At 53.9% G+C, this 18,570-nt stretch carries 19 protein-coding genes and 1 pseudogene; 13 read left to right on the top strand and 7 right to left on the bottom strand.

Annotation, left to right across the window (positions count from 1 at the left end):
- The first annotated feature begins 195 nt into the window (after positions 1 to 195).
- Positions 196 to 441 carry a hypothetical protein gene (locus tag FHL07_RS07875; protein ID WP_138738332.1) on the top strand — a complete coding sequence of 82 codons (246 nt, stop codon included), beginning with the start codon at positions 196 to 198 and terminating at the stop codon, positions 439 to 441.
- Positions 442 to 568: 127 nt separating this feature from the next.
- On the opposite strand, the gene FHL07_RS07880 is transcribed toward FHL07_RS07875, so the two are convergent.
- Complete coding sequence (locus FHL07_RS07880) at positions 569 to 1,495, bottom strand: Kiwa anti-phage protein KwaB-like domain-containing protein (RefSeq protein WP_138738333.1); 927 nt, start codon at positions 1,493 to 1,495, stop codon at positions 569 to 571.
- Positions 1,495 to 2,082: a hypothetical protein gene (locus FHL07_RS07885; protein ID WP_138738334.1), complete on the bottom strand. Its 588-nt coding sequence runs from the start codon at positions 2,080 to 2,082 to the stop codon at positions 1,495 to 1,497. Before FHL07_RS07885 ends, FHL07_RS07880 begins: the two co-directional genes overlap by 1 nt.
- 324 nt (positions 2,083 to 2,406) lie before the next feature.
- On the opposite strand from FHL07_RS07885, the gene FHL07_RS07890 reads away from it, so the two are divergent.
- The 5 genes from FHL07_RS07890 (at position 2,407) to FHL07_RS07910 (ending at position 7,386) form a co-directional block, all read left to right on the top strand.
- Complete coding sequence (locus FHL07_RS07890) at positions 2,407 to 3,567, top strand: DUF3800 domain-containing protein (RefSeq protein ID WP_138738335.1); 1,161 nt, start codon at positions 2,407 to 2,409, stop codon at positions 3,565 to 3,567.
- Positions 3,568 to 4,070: 503 nt separating this feature from the next.
- Positions 4,071 to 4,484, top strand: coding sequence for a hypothetical protein (locus FHL07_RS07895; protein ID WP_138738336.1), 414 nt, complete (start codon positions 4,071 to 4,073; stop codon positions 4,482 to 4,484).
- Positions 4,471 to 5,211: a hypothetical protein gene (locus FHL07_RS07900; RefSeq protein WP_138738337.1), complete on the top strand. Its 741-nt coding sequence runs from the start codon at positions 4,471 to 4,473 to the stop codon at positions 5,209 to 5,211. Before FHL07_RS07895 ends, FHL07_RS07900 begins: the two co-directional genes overlap by 14 nt.
- Positions 5,212 to 5,293: 82 nt before the next feature.
- Positions 5,294 to 6,444 (top strand): IS3 family transposase gene (locus FHL07_RS07905; RefSeq protein ID WP_138738338.1). Its coding sequence is split into 2 segments (ribosomal slippage): positions 5,294 to 5,531 and positions 5,531 to 6,444, totalling 1,152 coding nucleotides; the frame shifts between segments, so codons are not numbered across the junction.
- Between the two features lie 153 nt (positions 6,445 to 6,597).
- Entirely contained in the window at positions 6,598 to 7,386 is a 789-nt protein-coding gene (locus FHL07_RS07910) for a hypothetical protein (protein ID WP_178084379.1), read from the top strand.
- 423 nt (positions 7,387 to 7,809) lie between these two features.
- On the opposite strand, the gene FHL07_RS23625 is transcribed toward FHL07_RS07910, so the two are convergent.
- On the bottom strand, positions 7,810 to 7,947 hold the full coding sequence (locus FHL07_RS23625) for a hypothetical protein (RefSeq protein ID WP_178084380.1): 138 nt from the start codon (positions 7,945 to 7,947) through the stop codon (positions 7,810 to 7,812).
- 23 nt (positions 7,948 to 7,970) lie between these two features.
- Here FHL07_RS23625 and FHL07_RS07920 point away from each other — a divergent pair.
- From FHL07_RS07920 to FHL07_RS07935, 4 genes and pseudogenes are all read left to right on the top strand, one after another.
- Positions 7,971 to 8,343, top strand: a pseudogene (locus FHL07_RS07920) (YobI family P-loop NTPase); the annotation flags it as partial.
- A gap of 1,723 nt (positions 8,344 to 10,066) precedes the next feature.
- Positions 10,067 to 10,270, top strand: a complete 204-nt coding sequence (locus tag FHL07_RS07925) for a helix-turn-helix domain-containing protein (RefSeq protein WP_138738340.1) — start codon at positions 10,067 to 10,069, stop codon at positions 10,268 to 10,270.
- 721 nt (positions 10,271 to 10,991) lie between these two features.
- The gene (locus tag FHL07_RS07930) at positions 10,992 to 12,038 is read left to right on the top strand and encodes an EamA family transporter (RefSeq protein WP_095025408.1); all 1,047 of its coding nucleotides are present in this window, start codon (positions 10,992 to 10,994) and stop codon (positions 12,036 to 12,038) included.
- Positions 12,039 to 12,084: 46 nt separating this feature from the next.
- Complete coding sequence (locus tag FHL07_RS07935; protein WP_138738341.1) at positions 12,085 to 12,681, top strand: DedA family protein; 597 nt, start codon at positions 12,085 to 12,087, stop codon at positions 12,679 to 12,681.
- On the opposite strand, the gene FHL07_RS07940 is transcribed toward FHL07_RS07935, so the two are convergent.
- From FHL07_RS07940 to FHL07_RS07950, 3 genes are all read right to left on the bottom strand, one after another.
- On the bottom strand, positions 12,668 to 13,390 hold the full coding sequence (locus FHL07_RS07940) for an anti-sigma factor (RefSeq protein ID WP_095020706.1): 723 nt from the start codon (positions 13,388 to 13,390) through the stop codon (positions 12,668 to 12,670). The two genes, FHL07_RS07935 and FHL07_RS07940, sit on opposite strands and share 14 nt — an antisense overlap.
- Entirely contained in the window at positions 13,387 to 13,953 is a 567-nt protein-coding gene (locus tag FHL07_RS07945; RefSeq protein WP_095018709.1) for a sigma-70 family RNA polymerase sigma factor, read from the bottom strand. The genes FHL07_RS07940 and FHL07_RS07945 overlap by 4 nt, the downstream gene beginning before the upstream one ends.
- Before the next feature lie 77 nt (positions 13,954 to 14,030).
- A complete protein-coding gene (locus FHL07_RS07950; RefSeq protein ID WP_095003322.1) occupies positions 14,031 to 14,570 on the bottom strand; it encodes a DUF3455 domain-containing protein in 540 nt (179 codons plus the stop codon).
- Positions 14,571 to 14,796: 226 nt separating this feature from the next.
- Between FHL07_RS07950 and FHL07_RS07955 the strand changes: the two genes are divergently transcribed.
- Together FHL07_RS07955 and FHL07_RS07960 are read left to right on the top strand one after the other, a co-directional pair.
- Complete coding sequence (locus tag FHL07_RS07955; RefSeq protein ID WP_095018690.1) at positions 14,797 to 15,333, top strand: DUF4174 domain-containing protein; 537 nt, start codon at positions 14,797 to 14,799, stop codon at positions 15,331 to 15,333.
- Positions 15,334 to 15,560: 227 nt separating this feature from the next.
- On the top strand, positions 15,561 to 16,172 hold the full coding sequence (locus FHL07_RS07960; protein ID WP_095020704.1) for a LysE family translocator: 612 nt from the start codon (positions 15,561 to 15,563) through the stop codon (positions 16,170 to 16,172).
- On the opposite strand, the gene punR is transcribed toward FHL07_RS07960, so the two are convergent.
- Complete coding sequence (gene punR, locus FHL07_RS07965) at positions 16,108 to 17,067, bottom strand: DNA-binding transcriptional activator PunR (protein WP_095020703.1); 960 nt, start codon at positions 17,065 to 17,067, stop codon at positions 16,108 to 16,110. The two genes, FHL07_RS07960 and punR, sit on opposite strands and share 65 nt — an antisense overlap.
- Positions 17,068 to 17,186: 119 nt before the next feature.
- On the opposite strand from punR, the gene punC reads away from it, so the two are divergent.
- A complete protein-coding gene (punC, locus tag FHL07_RS07970; protein ID WP_095026752.1) occupies positions 17,187 to 18,368 on the top strand; it encodes a purine nucleoside transporter PunC in 1,182 nt (393 codons plus the stop codon).
- The last annotated feature ends 202 nt before the right edge of the window (positions 18,369 to 18,570 follow it).

The following is an 18,570-nucleotide window of genomic DNA, read 5'->3' on the forward strand; positions in this document are numbered from 1 at the left end:
ATGTCCTGGCACGTTCGTCAGACCATTAAGGGATGGAGGCGAAAATAGAAGCCCCGGAGCCGCGAACCTCTGGGGCTTTGTTTTTTCTGTCGAGCGCTTGAGTCAAACAGGTATTTGCAGTCCCAGAGGGCACTGCTTTTCGTGCCGAGCAATAATACAAAACACGTCGGATCTAGCTGAAACGGAGTATTAGATATGGTCTTTACCTTCACTCTGAAGTACGAACTGACGTCTGACGAGAGCGACATGGACACGCTGATGGAGAGCTTGGCGGAAGAAGACTGCGATGATGCATTGATCGGAGTAGGGCTGCCTGGCCGTCTGGCTCTCGAGTTTGTCCGAGAAGCACCCTCTGCAGATGACGCAATTGAGGGCGCCATAGAAAACGTGCGCCGAGCCGTACCTAACGCACGCTTGATCGAGGCTGCTCTCGCTCCATGACTGACTGCGCGCTTTCCCTTCACAATGAGAAAGGCTTGCTAAGGTTTGTCTCGCGCGTCATTCCGAGCCGGCTTCTGGGAAGGGTTGCGGCACGATCAGGGCTGGGGGCTAAGCCAGCCCTACGTTGCTACGTACCGACTGGGCTAGCGGACGGTACGTCAAAGTCGCTTTCTGAAAGTTCGGAGCGAAGGCGATGGTTCAGCAACACATGGATGATCGTCCTGGCGGTCTCCGCCGAAGCAACGATCTTGCCGTCGTCATCAAACGCTATGTCCCATCCTCGCGCCTCGTTGACCACTAGGAGACGCTGCATATAGGCCGGATTATTGTAGAAGCCCCGCTCCTGTACCACCGCCATACGGCGTAGGTGCGTGGTGTTGGTACCGACAAAGGTTTCCAGCGCAGCCATATCAGCGAACGCCGCTTGGAAGCCTCTATCTGCCCTTAACTCAGCGAAAGAGTTGATGTACGTCGTTTTGTATTCAAGCAACGATTCGAAGTTCTTCGGGTTCGCTACGAGAATGTCCTCGTTGAGGACGAAGAAATCGAAATGCTTCGAGATGGCGAATACATCATCTTGGGCGAGGTCTAGCTCAGTGCGCGTGAAAACTAGCTTCACACGAGTTTGCCGCTCTTTTGTCGTCCAGTCTCCGGCCAGACGACATACACAGTATAGAGTGTCGGCCTGGTGCTCCATCCGCACAAGGTAGGCCGCACTGCCCAAGAGCTCCTCGGCATTCTGGATCTGATGCTCATCCGGAGGTGCATCAACAAGCACTCCGATCATGGGGAATAGCGTCTCATCAGCTCCCAAGTAGAGGCAGGACGTATCGTTGGTCTGAGTCAGTAGACCGTAATCCTCCACCTCTTCGCGCCGCTGGATAGCATCTGTGGCGATTCGCTTTAGCTCTGTACGCAGGTCGTCAGACACGATGACGGCTTGGGCTCGGAAGCGGTTTTGTCTGCTGGTACTTTTCTTCAGCGTCCACATACTAAGGGTGGCATTCTCAACGTCAAACGCTCGAAGTTGCGTCAGTGCTTCCTGTCCAGGCATTACGTGGATTCCTTCTTCGTTAACACATAGACGCCGTTTTGCGGCTTGCTGTATTTGAAAGCATCACCAGGGTTTACAGGGGCCTTAGCCAAGGCGAAGCCAGTGCGATCACTTCCCCCGATGCGAACGGTCACTTCGTGTAGCTGCCACCCTGCCGCGATGAGTACTGGGTTCATCAGAATCTGGCCTGATCGATATGTAATGAGGAACATCCATCCTAGGAAAACCAGAAACCCGCACAACTTGCCGCTGCTCCCGAGATCCAGTCCCATGAACGAGACCACGTACGGAAAGACGTAATTAATCAGGTCGTTCGGAGCAGGTTTGGCCTCTGTCACCGTCAGGTCGTGATCAGCAGGGATCATTTTCATGACTGCTATGAAAAAAACAAGGCTGGCCAAGCAGATCATGAACAAACTGAGCGATCGAGAGGCATTCATCAGCACTGGAAGACCGCAAGTGCTTAACGAGCGGCAAAATGTGCTATTCCAACTAGCCTCGGATACATCCTGCAACAGCAGGATCAGACTCAAAGGGAAGTAGGAAGCCATGAACAGCAGAATGGCAGGGAAGATTTTGATTTTCATGCGTCGATCGCACCAGCTAGTCGTTATGGAATCAGCTTATCACTCGGGTGCAGCCTCACTAGGCTCTTCGGAATTTGTAGCCCAGATGCCTTCAATTCAGGTCAATGGACGTTGACTACAATGCTCTAACCTATGTCGTCTGTGGCAGATGAATGGATCATTGATTGCATGAGTCTGAACTTTATTCACTCGCTTTCAGCGTGCTAGGCCCCCATTCGAGTCCATAGGCTTACCAGACTATCTGGGTACATGGCTGCGGCCGCCTAGAACTCAGTTAACATACAAGCGCGCGGCGCATTGCGCTTTGACTAATGGAGTAGTTGCGTGGGAAGGACGTTCGCATTCGTCGATGAGTCTGGCAATCATGACCTGGATACGTCGAAATCGGGAAGCTCAGGCTTCTTTGTGATCTGCTCGATCATCATAACCGAGAAAAATCTGTCGGGGGCCTACGAGCGAGCAGAAGCGCTACGCTTACAGCACTTTCAAACGGGTGAGATCAAGTCCAGTAAGCTCAAAGCCAAGGATTCGGATCGCCGTCGCAAAATCCTGCTAGATCTATCCGAGCTGCCCCTGAAGCTTTATTTCACGGTCGTGGACAAAAGCCGCGTGCACAAGGATGGGGGGCTGCAATTCAAGCAGTCCTTCATCAAGAGCGTAAATAACCTCTTGTACGAGCGTCTGTTCAATCACTGCACCGATTTGCACATGACCGTCGATGAGCACGGAGGGCCTGAGTTTCAGGCTAGCCTGCGGGAGTACGTGGCGGCACGATACTCCGATGATCTTTTTGGGGACTCGGCTTTTCAGACCAGGAGCAGCGATAGCGATGTCCTGATCCAGGTTGCAGATTTCTTCGCCGGCACCGTGGCTCACATCTACGAAGGTAAGGCTTCAGAGGATGTAGTCGAGGTATACAAGAACATCCTGCGTAACCAAACCTTGGGATTACTGGAGTGGCCGCCGAAGTATCAGTCTCTTATTCCCCCGCCGATGAGCGAGTCTGCGTATGCGGACTACCGAGTGCATCAGCAAGCGTTGAAGCAGGCAGATCAGTTTCTGGCCAAGTTTGGCGGCCATCCGAATGAGGATGAGCGCCTACAGCTTTGCATCCTGGATTTCTTGCGATTTAGAAGTGAATTCGTCAGTGATGAGTACGTATCTACTGATGACATCGCCAAGCACCTAGCGAGTAAAGGATTTCAGGGGCTCGGAGATCAGAAAATCAGATCCAGTGGAATCGCGAAGCTGCGTGACTCCGAGGTGATCATTGCTAGCGCTACGAAGGGGTACAAAATCCCCCGAAGCCGCTCAGACATCAATGATTTCCTGGAGCTCGCATCAAGCCAGATTCTGCCGCTGCTTGATCGAGTCAAGAAAGCTCGGGATGTTTATCGGCTCAGCAGCGTAGGGGAGTACGACATCTTGGCAGAAGACCAGTTCGCCCAGATCCGAAAGTTGCTTTTATCACTTGAGGTTTTGTAGGTTCGGGGTTTTCGGCGCAACTGGTTTTGTGGCTGGCGATCTGGATGATCGCACCGTGCTTGATACCCGATATTCTGCCTGACTTCAGCCATGAGCTCTGGGGTAGGTCGCCAATGCGATCGCCCGAGCCATTGCCGGCATCTTGAGCAACCGTTCTCTACCGCCGGCCTTCATTTCCTCCGCTATCCCACGTCTCAGTAAACTCGCCTATTCGATCCGCAATCTGAGGCGCTCTTGATAGGACAAGGCAGCGCGTGTTGCCAACAATTTCTTCTATATAGGTACGCAGCATCGCCGACATCTAGTTCGAGCTCCAAAAAATCTCATCGGGAAGCCTATTCGTGGACTAAACGAGTGTCTGTAAGCCTCATTCGTATGGCAACTGCTTGATTATTAAGGTGCTTCTCGACTTTGTAGTGTGGCATAATGCCATCCGTCACAACTCGTAGTAGCTCAACGCTTTGGTGTGACAAGAAAATTTCTGATGCATAGGATTGCTACGAATGACGCCGGCAATTTATACAGCGACACTTCCAATTGCGCTTTTATTTATAGTGTTCTTGGTAAAGTTAACAGCTTGCAAACCACTAAGCATTCTTGAGGTGTGGCGAGCGGCTATGGAAGTTCCTGTTGATATTTCTGTTTTTGGGGTGTCGACATTAATTAGCTTCATTATGGTCGTAGGGAATGGAGGGGGCTTGGCGGAAGCGCTGTTTTTACTTTTGTTTTTTCTATCGCTAAAAATATTAAGCATTGTAATTTGGCGCCAATGTTTAGCCGTCCTGGAACGAGGAAGTCTGAAGGCCTGGAGCTTAAGTGGTATTGTCATCGGAACAGGTGTTAATTTTTTTGTGACGATAATGATGGCGATGTACTCAGTAGCTCTATTGGTGGGGAGAGAACATGTTGGGGTTTGATTTTGCCAAGTTTGGGATGATTGCGGCTTTGGTTTCTATTGTTGTCTCTGGGGCATCGCTTGCGTGCATATTGTATTTTAAAAGAAGTAAAACTTCTTATAATCATGAAGCTCGGCGGGTCGAGCTAGATATTCTTAGAAGCTCCTTTGAGGAAAAGATACATGATTTGACTCAGAGGATGCAGAAAGATCCAAGGCGTTGGCGTGAAGTTAATCACCTCATTCTTGAGGGTAGTGCTGCGGAATCATCTTCCTCAAGCGAGGCCGCAACTAAGCCAGTCTTATCTCTGAATCCATATCGTTTTATTGAAGACCTAGGTATAGATTTCAATTCATTGGCGGCGATAGAGAATCAAGTTTTCGTGCTCACGCCGTTCCATTCTATGTACGAGGAGACATACGACACAATTAGAGATGCTTGCAGTATGAACGCATTGAAAGCTGTGCGAGGAGATGAGGCTTTCAGAGTGGGTAATATCCTAAAGCATGTGATCGAACAAATCATTGTGTCGCCGTACATTATTGCGAATATTAATGGTAGAAATCCAAATGTTCATTATGAACTAGGTATCGCTCATTGCTTGGGTAAAAATATTTTGCTAGTTTCGGAAGGCATCGATGAGGTGGCGTTTGACTTGCAGGGTGAGAGGGTTTTGATTTATAGAAACCAAGAGGATCTGTCGAATAAAGTATATATTTACTATACAAAATTACTGAAAGGTAAATAGCGAGTAATCGGGGGTTAAAATGAATCGCCCCGGGTTTCGTAGACACCTCTTTGCCTTAAACTGAGGCCAATTAGGAGGTGCCATGAGCAACCCGCGTTACCCCGAAGAATTCAAAATCCAAGCAGTCAATCAAGTGACCGAAAAGAAGCTGTCTGTCGCTGATGTAGCGGCGCGTCTCGGCGTGTCGACGCATAGCCTCTATGCCTGGATAAAGCGCTACAGAAAACCTCAAGAAAAACGGCAGCAGGATGATGATCAGCACGCTGAACTGCGTCGTCTGCGAGCGGAACTCAAGCGCGTCACTGAAGAGCGAGACATATTAAAAAAGGCCGCCGCGTACTTTGCCAAGGAGTGCGGTTGAAGTACGCCTTTATTAAGCAGCGAGCCAGCGACTATTCCATTCGACGGCTATGCCTGACGCTGAAAGTCCATCCCAGCGATTATTACGCTTGGTTGTCTGAGCCGCAATCTGCACGCGCTAAAGACGACCAGCGACTGCTGGGTTTGATCAAGCATTCATGGTTGGAGAACGCAGGCGTTTATGGCTATCGTAAAATCCATGACGATCTGCGCGAGGTCGGTGAGGATTGTGGTCGTCATCGTGTGGCGAGGCTGATGCGTCTTGAAGGTCTCCGTTCTCAGACAGGTTATAGACGCCGCCCTGGAAAGTACGGCGGTAAGCCAGCGGTCGCCTCACCCAATTTGCTGAAGCGCCAGTTCGATGTCGTGGAACCCAACAAGGTTTGGGTCACCGACATCACCTACATTCGTACGTATGAAGGCTGGTTGTATTTGGCGGTGGTGCTAGATCTGTTTTCTCGTCAGGTCGTTGGCTGGTCAATGAAGTCGCAAATGACCAGTGATTTGGCCATTGATGCGTTATTGATGGCGGTTTGGAGGCGTAAACCGAAGCAAGAGGTGATGGTTCATTCCGACCAAGGCAGCCAGTGCAGCAGCTCCGATTGGCGCAGCTTTTTGAAAGCGAACAATCTGGTTGCCAGTATGAGTCGCCGAGGCAACTGCCATGATAACGCCGTGGCCGAGAGCTTTTTCCAACTTCTGAAACGGGAACGGATCAAGCGAAAAATATATACCGTGCGGGAAGATGCTCGTAGTGATGTGTTCGATTACATCGAGATTTTCTACAACGTAAAACGCCGGCATGGTTTCAACAATCAGCTGTCACCGGTAGAGTTTGAAAAGCGTTACGCAATGAGCTTGCAAGGTGTCTAGAGAATCCGGGGCGATTCAGAGAGCAATCTGGAAGTCCTCTGTTTAGAGGCACAGGGGGCGATCAGCGCAGTGTTGAATAGCCCATACTCGTCAAGAACACTTGGGTTGGTGCGAGATGGCTGGCTCCCTTCTGGCATCGCATTCAAGGATTCGATGATTGTGCTTCCCGACAGATGCGTTTTCACTGAGCTTGCCGGCAGGTTTCGTGCTGGGGAAAAAACAAAGTTGGAGGACAAGGACTTCCTTGATTTCCTCACCGGGCGCCCGGTTCGAATCAATCCTCTGCTGTATGTGCTTGAGGGTAACCTCAAAAGAAATCCCGACTATGCAAGCATCGAACATCAGTTCGAAGTCGCAACTGAGATCATCAACGCGGCATTGCCATTGGCTCAGATAGTACCGAGCGGGCGGGGTTGTCTGGAGGGTGTAAAGGGCCTCATTCGGGACAGTGAAGCCAGCATGGCGCGTAAGCAGGAATTTCTGATGTGCTTGGCGCCGAGACTACGGGCTCCTATAGCCGCGCGACGTGTGAGTGAGGTCTGGGATGATGTGCTATCCACCGCCAAAGCATGTGGCGTCCCTGCTCGATCACTTGTGGTGCTTGCTGCCTTGAGTGCTGTATGTGTGCCAAACGGCAAGAGTCCGGCCAAAGGCCTGCTCAAGTTCAACGTAAGTAAATACACGGTTGAGGATGCGTACAACGCCCTGGCCGACCTTCGATCGCTTGAGTTACTGATGCACCTGTTTGCAGCGTTCCCGGATGAGGAGACTCTCCTCTGCACTGGGGACAAGGATCTTGTGCTCTTCTGGGCGGGAATCAGGCCGTCCGAGTTCGTGATGGTCAACGGGGTGTTCAGTGTCAAATTCTCGCCCGTGGAAGAGCTGTTGCCGAATGTCACGCCGGAGCGAAAGGCCGCCTACTTTTCCGCAGCTGGTGAATGACGCTCGGAGCCTCGCTTTGCAGCGATGCCATCACGATCTCGTCGTGGCTTTCCGTGGATTTACCAGCTGGATGATGACTTGTTCGTTGCACCCGCTGAGCCACGCAACCCGGACTCTCTCTCATGGGAGCCTAAATTTCGCCACGACGAATGGGGGGAGGTCGAAGAGGCAGAAGGCCCTTTGGAGCTGATGCTGACAGCTGAAGCGAGCGGGCTATTGTTGGGTCGAAACCAGGAGCACTGGTCGGAGTTTCGATATGCGTCCAGCTCCAGCTTGTTCGACACACCAGTCATTCATTTCTTGGTAAGTCCGAAAGGCTAGAGAGGTCGAAGTGAACAATTTTTTGTTCTGCATGGTGTTGAGCTTTCCCAACTGGTCTAAAAACTCAGGCCAGAGTTCGGGTATTTCCGGGTGCATGTCGAATTAGGGCAACTCGTTCTTGATCAATGACGCAAGGCCTGGGTGCTTGGGCCATTTGCCAGTTTTGCGCTCGATGTAGCCCTTGACCATTTTCTCGAACTCAAGGGCTTCGTAGCGAACATCATCTACCGAAGGCCCCAAACTGCCCGGCAGATCCTTGTAATGACGGCCTAACCATAAAGGGGGGGGCTCGAGGCCGTGAATCACGGATCAGTACTTCACAAGAACGTAGATGAAATTATCTACTGCTTTGAACGAAGTGATGTCCGCGTCGTGGTGATTGAGGATTTGGATCGTTTCGGAACTCAGGAAATATTTTTTCGCTTGCGCGAGATCAACTTCACAATCCGCCACTCACCCCAAATAACTCGACCTGTTCACTTCATTTACGCTATTCGTGACGAGCTGTTCACCGTCACCGATAAGACGATTTTTTTTGATCTGATCATCCCTGTGATCCCTGTCGTCAATTCTGAAAACTCAAGGGAGAGGCTTCAAGAGCTCATGATGACTCGGGCTATTGATGGCAAGAAACTGGGGGTGATTCAACGTCGCCGTACTCTGGATGTTGGGGCCTGTCATAAACTCTAGAAAAGTCTTGTAACCGCCCCCCACTACGCCTGTTGCCGGACAAGCATTCGCGACATACATGTAATACGGCAGTAAAGAGATCGCGATAGCGGGTAGTAGTGAAATTACGCAGTACAGCGCTTTGACAAACGTTTCGCGAACCTCTGGAGTCACCAGCAGACAGCAGACAGCAGACAGCAGACAGCAGACAGCAGACAGCAGACAGCAGACAGCAGACAGCAGACAGCAATCAAGATCTGGAGTACCGTAATTTTCTCCCGCTATCATTATCATCTCCAGCCCATCGAGGCAGCATTAGTAAGAGCCTACCTCAGATGACGGTATCAAAACGACACAAGGCCCGAGTTGCGAGCCGCTTTCGTGACAGCTATCAATTGGCCACAAACGGCGCAAAGCCTAGATTTTACAGTGGTTTCTAAATATCAAGAAATATATATTTTATTTTTGCCCTTGAATTCTTTTTTTTAAAACGGAGTGTATAGTTATTGTATTCAAAAACAGCTTTCTCCAAACCTCTTAATCAATACTCAACTTTTCAAGCAAAACCCAACTGACATTTGCCCAGTGCTTCTGACATTCAACTTGCTTACAGGCCAATTGGTAGCATGTTAAGAAAATCCAATCAATCTTACCGAAAACCTAAGGAGGCCGCTTTGCTTCAAATAGTCGTTTATTCGGCCGCAGGACGGCTAGCTTGTCTTTTGAGCCCAAACCAAGCGGCTAAATTTTGGGGATAACCACGTCCAAAATTTGAGAATCGTCATGCCGCCAAAATAACAACAAAGAAGCGGGATTGGAAAACTCACAGACGAGAAAATTTTGGACAGATTCGACCCCCTCCTTAGGGCGGATCGGCCACTTGGAACGTCAACCAGGAAGCCCTACCCGAACTCACATCCCGAGGTGACAATCCCCCCTCCCGCATATCTCTTAAACGCGCTCAAGAGTAGGCTTATGCAGTTTTTTCTTGATAGGCACCACCTGGCGATGGCTGAGTGTGATTTTATCCCCTACAGGTCTTCGGATTACGTGTTGGTACGGTTTCTGATCCCGGCTCTCCTCACCGCCTGCCCGAGTGTTGCGATGAGTTTTTATACTCCTAAAAGCTCGTAAAGCGTAAGCGTCTGCTCAACACACCTAAATGGTTAGGCAGGCATTTGCGGATCGAGTTGGCGCTGACGCCATGAATGAGGGCGGCCTGGAACCGTGGCTCCGGGTAGCAGCCCCCCCTACACAGCCTAGGTCTTGAAGGGTTTGGAATCAGAGCTTTATTGGCGCATGGAAATCCTAGCGAGATGGGCGATCGCGCCCGCTAAAAATTAGAAAGACACAATCGCCTTTTAGTTCAGGGATTCTGAAGGTGTGTCGCTGGGCACTTACAGATGGAGCAAGGTAGGCAATGTCAACCGTCCTAGCAATTCCAGCTTTTAAAAGGCCATTTGTTGTCACCCCCTAAAAACCCCCCCCCCCCGCCTCAAGATTAAGTCGAGCCTTAATAGTATAGCTTTCCTGTGCTAACTTCTTAAATTGACGATCTGTCAATAGAGAACCCAAATAAATACGACGGGCGGTCGTTGACCTCTCCGCAAAAAACAATGAGCATGTATTGACACCAGACAGCCCCAGGACGTGCGAAAGGTGAAACCTATTGACTTTAAAGGGTATTTTTATGCGCTTGCCACAAAATAGCGATTACGTCCCGGCTAAAGAAGCTGCCGCAATTCTCGGCCTTTCTCCTGAGACCCTTCGCTTTTGGCGGTACACCGGCAAGTACAAAGACATGCTGCCACCATTTATGCACATCAGCCGGAAGATCTTTTACAAAAAAGCTGATGTACAACGATTTTCCGAAATAAGCATGAGCGCCGCCTAACACCAGCCTGGTGTTTTATTCGCGGTAGAAAATAAGGCGCACCGTCTTTGGTTGAGGCGGTGCGCCTTTTCTTTTGCGCGATCACCTCTCCTACCTCATCACCAAAGATCCACTTGGAAGCCGCTTGGGAGCTGCTCGCTTGCCGTTTGCCAATAGAGACTGGCGATCAATCAGGAGCTTCTGTGGCTGGCGGGAGCTTATGTGGGCGGTGCGTAGCTTGCTGGAGATTGGACTTTTGAGCGCTGCGGCTCCCTAATAGCTCCCAAGCGCTGAGCTGTATGGACTTGGAAAGTATTTTACAGAGAGGAAATCGCTTCAACAGGCTGATTTAATTGAGGTTTTTTTTGATTTTTGTAACGAGGAGGGATGATGGGGGTTGACCCCCGGGGGATTTTAAGTCCCATGCGTCTACCAATTTCGCCATTCGGGCGGTAGCGCTATAAAGCGGGTCACGAAGGAAGGTGCTTTAACAAAGAAAGTACTCAAGAGCCTGCGCAACAGGTGGACGAATATATAGAGCCTGCGCTCATGAGGCAAGGTCGATAGTGTCCATTGTGGTACATTTTTTTTCTCCGTGCCTGGGTAAAACCGTCGAAAAATCATAGATATATGCACCACGCCGGGGGTGTCCCCGCTGTGTTGAGGGTATTTGCAGCGCTGTTGCGGCGCGTATTCCCGAGTAGGCTAGGCTGCTTGCACAGCTGGGACATGAGCGGGCGTTATGAATACGAGTGTGATTTACGCATTGGCAGCGGCAGCGCTGTTCGGGGCCAGTACGCCATTGGCCAAGCTGCTGGGTACCGAAGTATCGCCGGTGATGCTGGCCGGGCTGTTGTATCTGGGCAGTGGCCTGGGTTTGCTGTTGGTGCGCTGTGTCCGCGATCGGGGCTGGAAGCCCTCGGGTCTGGGTGCCGGTGAATGGCCCTGGCTGCTCGGCGCAATTGTATGTGGCGGGATCCTGGGCCCCGTGGCGTTGATGTTCGCTTTGACCCTCACCAGCGGGGCGACGGCTTCGTTGATGTTGAATCTTGAACCAGTGCTCACGGCACTGCTGGCCTGGGTGGTGTTCAAGGAAAACGCAGACCGGCGAATCGTGCTGGGGATGCTGGCAATCATTGCCGGCGGCGTTGTGTTGTCCTGGCCATCCGGGGCATCTGCGGCGGTGTCGCTTTCCTGGCTTGGGCCATTGGCGGTGGGGTTTGCCTGTTTCTGTTGGGCGGTCGATAACAATCTGACGCGCAAGGTATCTGCTTCTGATGCGCTGTATATCGCGGGCGCCAAGGGCCTTTTCGCGGGGTTGGTGAACTGTGCGATTGCATTGGCTTTGGGGGCGAAGGTTCCGTCGTTTGGGGTACTGAGCCCGACCCTGCTGATCGGTTTCCTGGGCTACGGTGTCAGCTTGGTGCTGTTTGTCCTGGCATTACGCGGCCTGGGGGCGGCGCGCACCGGGGCGTACTTTTCAACGGCACCTTTTCTGGGGGCGGCAATTTCCATTGTGCTGCTGGGCGAGTCAGTATCGCTGCTGTTCTGGCTGGCTGCTGGCTGCATGATTGTCGGGGTCTGGCTGCATCTGACCGAGCGCCATGAGCATGAGCATTTACATCAGCCGCTGGAGCACTCCCATCGCCATACCCACGATGAACATCACCAGCATGAGCATGCCGCAGATATTCCTGCGGGCAAGGCTCACAGTCATGCACATCAGCATTCGGTCATCAGCCATAACCATCCGCATTTCCCGGATATCCATCATCGCCACCGGCACTGAGCCATTGCGTTTTAAACCCTGATTTCAATGGAGCTATGGATCGCGCATGTTTGAACATATTGACTTCAATTACCTGCTGGCAACGTATGGTTACCTGGCCATTTTTATCGGCTGTTTGCTCGAAGGTGAAACCATTCTGATCCTCGGGGGGATGGCGGCACACCAGCATGTCCTCAAGCTGTTGCCGGTGATTGGTTATGCCAGCCTGGCGGGGATGCTGGGTGATCAGTTGTTGTTCTGGCTCGGGCGTTATTTCGGTGCTCGCCTGTTGCCCCGCCTGCACAAACAGCAGGCCGCTATTGATCGCGTGACGCAGTTGATTGGCCAGTATCCGACGGTGTCCATTTTTTCGGTGCGGTTTTTGTATGGCATGCGCCTGATCGGGCCCATGGTGATCGGTGGCAGCAAGGTCTCGCCATTGAAGTTTCTCTGCATCAATGCCGTGGGCGCGGCCGTGTGGGCAACGCTGTTTGCCAGTGGCGGCTATTGGGCCGGGGAGTTTCTCGAAGGCGTACTGGGCGACCTTAAGCCCTATCGCTTGCCGATTGCCCTGGGCGTGGTCGCATTGATGGTGGTGGTGGCCGTTGCCCGTCACTACAGGGCGAAAACCAGGGCGAAAACCAAAGCGGTCAAATCACTTTGACAGCCCGGCCAATAAACTGGATCGGCCCTGTCGGCTTGCCTGTTGTCGAACCGTTGGGGCCTTCCAGGGTCAGCTCGAAAAGTTGATTGGGCGACAGCGGCGGCAGGCGATCCAGTGGCAGTGACAGCACTTGTCCCGGCTTGACCAGCCCCAGGGACACCGGCCCGGCCCAGTCGTCGGCCTTGGTCCAGAACTCCAGGGCCTTGTCGCCGGGCACTTGCGCGACGCCAAGGGGGATCAGCTGGATGTGTTCACGATCGTTGGCCTGGATGACCCAGCCGGGTGCCTGACTTTGTGGTGCCACCAGAACCACCACATAGGCGGGCGGTGAGATGGCTGGGGTCACGGACCACAATGCCACGCCCAGTGTCAGCGTTGCGGCCAGGCCTGCGGCCGTCAGGCCGCGCCACAATGGCAGAAGGTTCCACCAACCAGTACGGGCCTGTGTTGGCAGGGCTGGGACATTCAGGGCGTTCAGGCTGCGCTCGATTCTCGGCCACAGCTGCTCTGAAGGCTGTTGCGCCGGGGCAAGGTCGTTGAGGGGCAACAGTCGCGCTTCCCAGCGATCGACTGCGGCCTGCAGATCAGGCTCATGGGGCAGGCGTTGCTCAAGCGCACGCCGTTGTTGCCCATTGAGCGTGCCCAGCACGTATTCGCCCGCCAAGGCATCGAGATCGGCCGGGTCGCTATTGTCAGGTGTAAAAGTCATCCCATGCACTCGCGCAAGGCGCTCAGGCTGCGTTTGATCCAGGCTTTTACGGTGCCCAGAGGGGTGTCCAGTTTGTTTGCAATTTCTGCATGGGTATAGCCGTCAACATAGGCATGCACAATGCAGGAGCGTCGGGCCGGGTCGAGTTGCTCAAGGCAGCCGTATATGCGCTCGCAGCCATCCGGCCATTGCAGTGGGTCCTGCGTCTGGTGGCGCCCGTCGAGAGTGGCCAGAGGTTGCAAGGCCAGTTCGCTGCTTTCGCTGACTTGAATTTCCAGGCGAGTGTCGCGCCTGCAGTTCAGGGCCAGATGCCGGGTCAGGCTGAAAATCCAGCCTCGTGCAGAACCGCGCCCGGGATCGAAGCTGGCGGCGCGCATCCAGATTTTGATAAAAGCGTCATGCACGATGTCCTCAGCCAGTGCGCTGTCGCGGGCAATGCGTTTGGCTACCCCCAGCAAGCGCGCGCTTTCCTGGGCATACAGGGCCACCAGCGCCTGCTGCTCGCCGCGGGCGCAGGCCAGCAGGCAGGCCTCATAGTCAAATAGTGGCTCAGGTAGTGTCACTGTGTTCCGCCGTTGCAGATGGGACATCTCCGGTCATTGCCCGGTCTCCATCGAAGCAGCGTAGACGATGTAACGCATTAGCGGCTGGCCCAGAAAATGTAATCGGCCTGGTATGGCACTACTTGTCGCTGGCCCTTGTTGGCGGCTGTGCAGGCGCTGGCAGGTGCCGCACCGCCCTTCAGTGCCACACGCTGGATGTAACTCACACCGTTCATGGCACCTTTGCCCTCTGCAGGATTGGCCTTGACCAGTTGATAGGGCAGGTTGCCAGCTCCGGCAGGGGCCACTGCGAGCTGGGTGCCGGTGACTTTGGAACCGTCCAGGGCTTGCCAGGTCGCGGGCGGGCCAAAGTAGCTACCAACTTGTTTACCAGTTGTGTCATTGAGCTGAGCTTTTGGGCCTACAAAAAACCACTCCATTTCGCCTGGAGTGCTGGCTTTTTCTTTGCACTCATATGTGATTTCGCCTACACCAACTGTTGTCATTGCCATCTTGTGGCCGTCGGGAACTCTAATGTTTTCGGGCAAATTCGACTGTGCCCAGGCGCCTTGGGCTGCCACCAGCAGCATGGCGGCAAGTGTCAGGCTGGCATGGCTGATCAAAGGTTTTGCGTTCATGTTCCGATCTCCTGATGGGATAACAGCACGCTGCTGTTACGGGTACTACCCGCAGCAGGAGGATTTGGATGCAGTTGCAAAAAATAAACTTGAAAGGCAAAGTCCGGGAACCCGGTTGCGTGACGGATCCCTTGGCCTAAGCTTGGGAATACAGGCTCAACGCCAAGGGTTTCAAGGCATTGGCAGCACGTTCGCGAAGCCGGTCCGATAATAAAAGGAGATCTGGATGTTTATCCGTTTATTGATCCTTGCTTCTGTGCTGGTTGCAGGCACGGTGCAGGCCGTTGAAGTTCCAAGCCCGCTTGAACAGGATCGCGGCAAGTTTCGCCCGCTGGTAGTGGTCGCCCGTGCAGATGCCGACCCAACCCTGGTCAACCTCAAAAAAGCCCTTGAAGATCCGGCCAACAAGCAGGCTTTTGACCAGCGCAATATGGTGCTCTATACGATTGTGGGCATTACAGGCAAACGCGATGGCAAGGACCTTGAACCCCAGAGCACCATGTCGCTGATTCGCGGGCTCAAGCCGGGGATGATTATCGACAAGGCCAAAGTGATCCTGATCGGCAAGGATGGGGAAAAGAAAGTCGAGACAGTGGGGGATGTTGACCTGGCCGAGCTGTTTAAAACCATCGATGCCTTGCCCGCTGCCGAAAAGGAAACCCAGGCCCCGGTTGCGGTGGAGACGCCGGCCAAGGGCGCAGCCGCTGGCAAATCGACAAAGCCCGCCAAACCGGCAAAAGCGGCTCAGACCCTGGATGACTGAACACCAGCCAAAAAAAGGCCCGCTGGGGGAAGCGGGCCTAAATGGGATTCACTAAAGGAGTGGATCCAATCTAGGCGCAGCGATGTGAAAGTGATGTGAAAATTGCGCAGTCAAATCATTTGATCGGACAAATGTGTCTGGTCAAAATAATGGCCATCTGTAGCGCAATTCCGGCTCGGTAATCCGATAGTGTGAACACACCGCTCACCAGACTGCCGGATAACAAGATGCCGTTTTCCCTCGAACTGATTTCTGCCTTCGCACTCTTTGCCTTTGTGTCGTCCATCACCCCCGGCCCCAACAACACCATGCTGCTGGCATCGGGGGTCAACTTCGGCTTCAGGCGCACCATCCCCCATGCTCTGGGCATCAGCTTCGGCTTTATGTTCCTGGTGCTTGCGGTTGGATTGGGGCTGGGGGGTGTATTCAAGGCCGTGCCCATGGCCTACACCGTTTTGCGTTATCTGGGGGCGGCGTACTTACTGTATCTGGCGTGGAAAGTCGCCACTTCGGGGCCGGTGTCCGAGTCGGGTGCGGCCCAGGGCAGGCCACTGGGCTTCTGGGGCGCGGCGGCGTTTCAATGGGTCAATCCCAAGGCCTGGGTGATGGCCATTGGTGCAATCACCACCTACACGCCGTCCCAGGGTTATATCGCCAACGTGTTTGTCATCGCGCTGGTCTTCGCCATCATCAACTTGCCCAGTGTCTGCGTGTGGGCCGGTTGCGGCAGTGCGTTGCGCAATGTGCTGACCCGGCCCAAGTGGCTGCTGGCATTCAACCTGACGATGGCGATTCTGCTGGTGGTGTCGCTGTATCCGATTCTGTTTGATGTTCATTGAGCCATTCCTGGCTCAGGGTGGCGGTGTCACCCAGGTACTCCAATAGCCAGCTCATGGCCGGGGAATGGTTGTTCTGTGCCCAGGCAATGCACGAAGGGCTGGCCGGAAAGGGCCGCTGCAGGCTCAGCGCAAGCAGTTGGCCCTGGTCGATCAGTGGCTGGGCCAGATGGGCGGGCACCATGCCGACACACAGACCGTCGCTCAAACAGGCCAGCCCCGAAGCCCAGTCGGGCACCATCATGCGGCGCTGGTTATCCAGGGTCCAGGTGTCGCGTTTGGGCAGGCTGCGTGAAGTGTCATCCATGCACAGTGCAGGGTAGGGACGCAGGTGCTCATCACCCAGCAATCCGCCAATGGACGCCAGCGGATGCCGCGGGCTGGCGACGCAGAGCCAGTGCAGAAAACCCATGTCGCGAAAGGCAAAGCTCCCCGCCACGGGCACTGCACGGGTGGCTCCGATAACCAGATCGGTACGGCCGTCTACCAAGGCATCCCACACACCGTTGTACACCTCGTATTGAACAATCAGTTCCACGTCGGGGAAATGCCGGTAGAAGTCGATGACCATCTGCTGGCAGCGCGGTTTTTTGATGATTGAATCCACGGCCACCCGCAACTGGCCGCTCCAGCCATTGGCAACCTGCTGGCAAAGGCGGCGGGTGCCGAGCATTTTTTTCATGACGTCGCGGGCTTCTTTGACAAACATCCGCCCGGCAGGCGTGAGTTCCACATCCCGGTGACGACGTACAAACAGCGGTACCGCCAGCCATTGCTCCAGTTGGCGCACGGTGTAGCTGACGGCGGAGGGAACGCGGTGCAGTTCCTGGGCTGCGCCACTGAAACTGCCGTGGCGGGCGACTGCATCAATTACATCCAGGGAGTATTCAGACCACATGGGTTTGCCTTCAAAAAATTCGATGCCAGTTGGCAATTATTATCGCTTCACAAGCAAATCCTCAGCTGGATAATGCGCGGCAGTCAACAAATTGTTTGATGGCAAGTTTTTGGGTGCACATGAAAAACACTTTTGGTTTTACCTGTTATCTCGCCGGGCTGAGCATGCTGGGCTACCTGGCAATGGATATGTACTTACCGGCATTTGGCACGTTGCGCAGTGAACTGGGGCTTTCAGCCGGTGCCGTGGGCGCGAGCCTGAGCATCTTTCTGGCCGGGTTCGCGATCGGCCAGTTGCTCTGGGGGCCGTTATCGGACCGCCTGGGGCGCAAACCGGTGTTGTTGGCGGGGTTGTCGCTGTTTGCCCTGGGGTGCGCGGGCATGTTCTGGGTGCAGGACAGTGTGCTGCTGTTGAGCCTGCGGTTTATTCAGGCCATCGGCATTTGCGCGGCGGCAGTAACCTGGCAGGCGCTGGTCATCGACCGATACCCGCCTGACCAGGCCAACCGCGTGTTTGCCGGGATCATGCCGCTGATGGGACTGTCACCGGCACTGGCTCCTTTGCTGGGGGCCGTGGTGCTGAGTCACCTGGGCTGGCAAGCGATTTTTGCGGTATTGCTGGGCCTGGCGGTGTTACTGATCGTACCCACGTTGTTGCTCAAGGAAAAACCCCGTGTGGCGCCAAAGGCAGTTAAAACCGGGGTGAGCTATTGGCACCTGCTGTGCACGGCTAAATTCAGTGGCAACGTCATGATCTTCGCCGCATGTTCGGCCAGCTTTTTCGCCTGGTTGACGGCCTCACCCTTTATTTTGGGCGATATGGGTTATAGCCCAAGCGATATCGGTTTGAGCTACGCGCTGCCTACTGTGGCATTTATGGTGGGTGGTTACAGCTGTCGCAGCGCGTTGCAGCGGATCAGTGGGCGGGCGTTGTTACCCTGGTTGCTGGTGGCTTACTGCGCAAGCATGGTCGGGCTGTATGGGGTTGCGACCCAGACCGTGCCGACGCTGACCACCTTGCTGATCCCGTTTTGTTTGATGGCGCTGGTTAACGGTGCGAGTTATCCGATTGTTGTCGCGAGCGCACTGATGCCATTTTCGGAGAACTCAGGCAAGGCGGCGGGTTTGCAAAATACATTGCAGCTTGGGTTGTGCTTTTTGGGCAGCCTGCTGGTGTCGACCTTTATCAGCCAGCCGCTGCAAATCACGGTTGAAGTAATGCTGGCTACGGCGCCGCTGGCGGTGCTGGGGTATTTTATTCAGCGACGCAAGGTGAAGGCGCAGGCATTAGTGGCGTCTTGAGGGGCAGGTCGCCCCGGTGATTTCAGCTCAACGAAAGCGCCGGATATCTATCCGGCGCGTCAGTCAAACCCGGCTATACGCTTGCACCCCCCCATTCCAGCTAGGCCATTTGGACGATGTGCCTGTGACTCACCAGTCCGATTATCGAAGGAAGGTTCTGGACGCCTCGCCGAGGAGGCAGCCAGAGCATCCACGATAATAA

It is taken from the genome of Pseudomonas sp. FSL W7-0098, assembly GCF_005930585.1.
In the GTDB taxonomy this organism is placed as follows: Bacteria; Pseudomonadota; Gammaproteobacteria; order Pseudomonadales; family Pseudomonadaceae; genus Aquipseudomonas; species Aquipseudomonas bubulae.

Excerpts from the sequence above, each read along its gene's own strand:
- FHL07_RS07875 (WP_138738332.1), top strand. The coding sequence starts at position 196 with ATGGTCTTTACCTTCACTCTGAAGTACGAACTGACGTCTGACGAGAGC.
- FHL07_RS07880 (WP_138738333.1), bottom strand. The coding sequence starts at position 1,495 with ATGCCTGGACAGGAAGCACTGACGCAACTTCGAGCGTTTGACGTTGAG.
- FHL07_RS07885 (WP_138738334.1), bottom strand. The coding sequence starts at position 2,082 with ATGAAAATCAAAATCTTCCCTGCCATTCTGCTGTTCATGGCTTCCTAC.
- FHL07_RS07895 (WP_138738336.1), top strand. The coding sequence starts at position 4,071 with ATGACGCCGGCAATTTATACAGCGACACTTCCAATTGCGCTTTTATTT.
- FHL07_RS07900 (WP_138738337.1), top strand. The coding sequence starts at position 4,471 with ATGTTGGGGTTTGATTTTGCCAAGTTTGGGATGATTGCGGCTTTGGTT.
- FHL07_RS07910 (WP_178084379.1), top strand. The coding sequence starts at position 6,598 with ATGATTGTGCTTCCCGACAGATGCGTTTTCACTGAGCTTGCCGGCAGG.
- FHL07_RS07925 (WP_138738340.1), top strand. The coding sequence starts at position 10,067 with ATGCGCTTGCCACAAAATAGCGATTACGTCCCGGCTAAAGAAGCTGCC.
- FHL07_RS07930 (WP_095025408.1), top strand. The coding sequence starts at position 10,992 with ATGAATACGAGTGTGATTTACGCATTGGCAGCGGCAGCGCTGTTCGGG.
- FHL07_RS07935 (WP_138738341.1), top strand. The coding sequence starts at position 12,085 with ATGTTTGAACATATTGACTTCAATTACCTGCTGGCAACGTATGGTTAC.
- FHL07_RS07940 (WP_095020706.1), bottom strand. The coding sequence starts at position 13,390 with ATGACTTTTACACCTGACAATAGCGACCCGGCCGATCTCGATGCCTTG.
- FHL07_RS07950 (WP_095003322.1), bottom strand. The coding sequence starts at position 14,570 with ATGAACGCAAAACCTTTGATCAGCCATGCCAGCCTGACACTTGCCGCC.
- FHL07_RS07955 (WP_095018690.1), top strand. The coding sequence starts at position 14,797 with ATGTTTATCCGTTTATTGATCCTTGCTTCTGTGCTGGTTGCAGGCACG.
- FHL07_RS07960 (WP_095020704.1), top strand. The coding sequence starts at position 15,561 with ATGCCGTTTTCCCTCGAACTGATTTCTGCCTTCGCACTCTTTGCCTTT.
- punR (WP_095020703.1), bottom strand. The coding sequence starts at position 17,067 with ATGTGGTCTGAATACTCCCTGGATGTAATTGATGCAGTCGCCCGCCAC.
- punC (WP_095026752.1), top strand. The coding sequence starts at position 17,187 with ATGAAAAACACTTTTGGTTTTACCTGTTATCTCGCCGGGCTGAGCATG.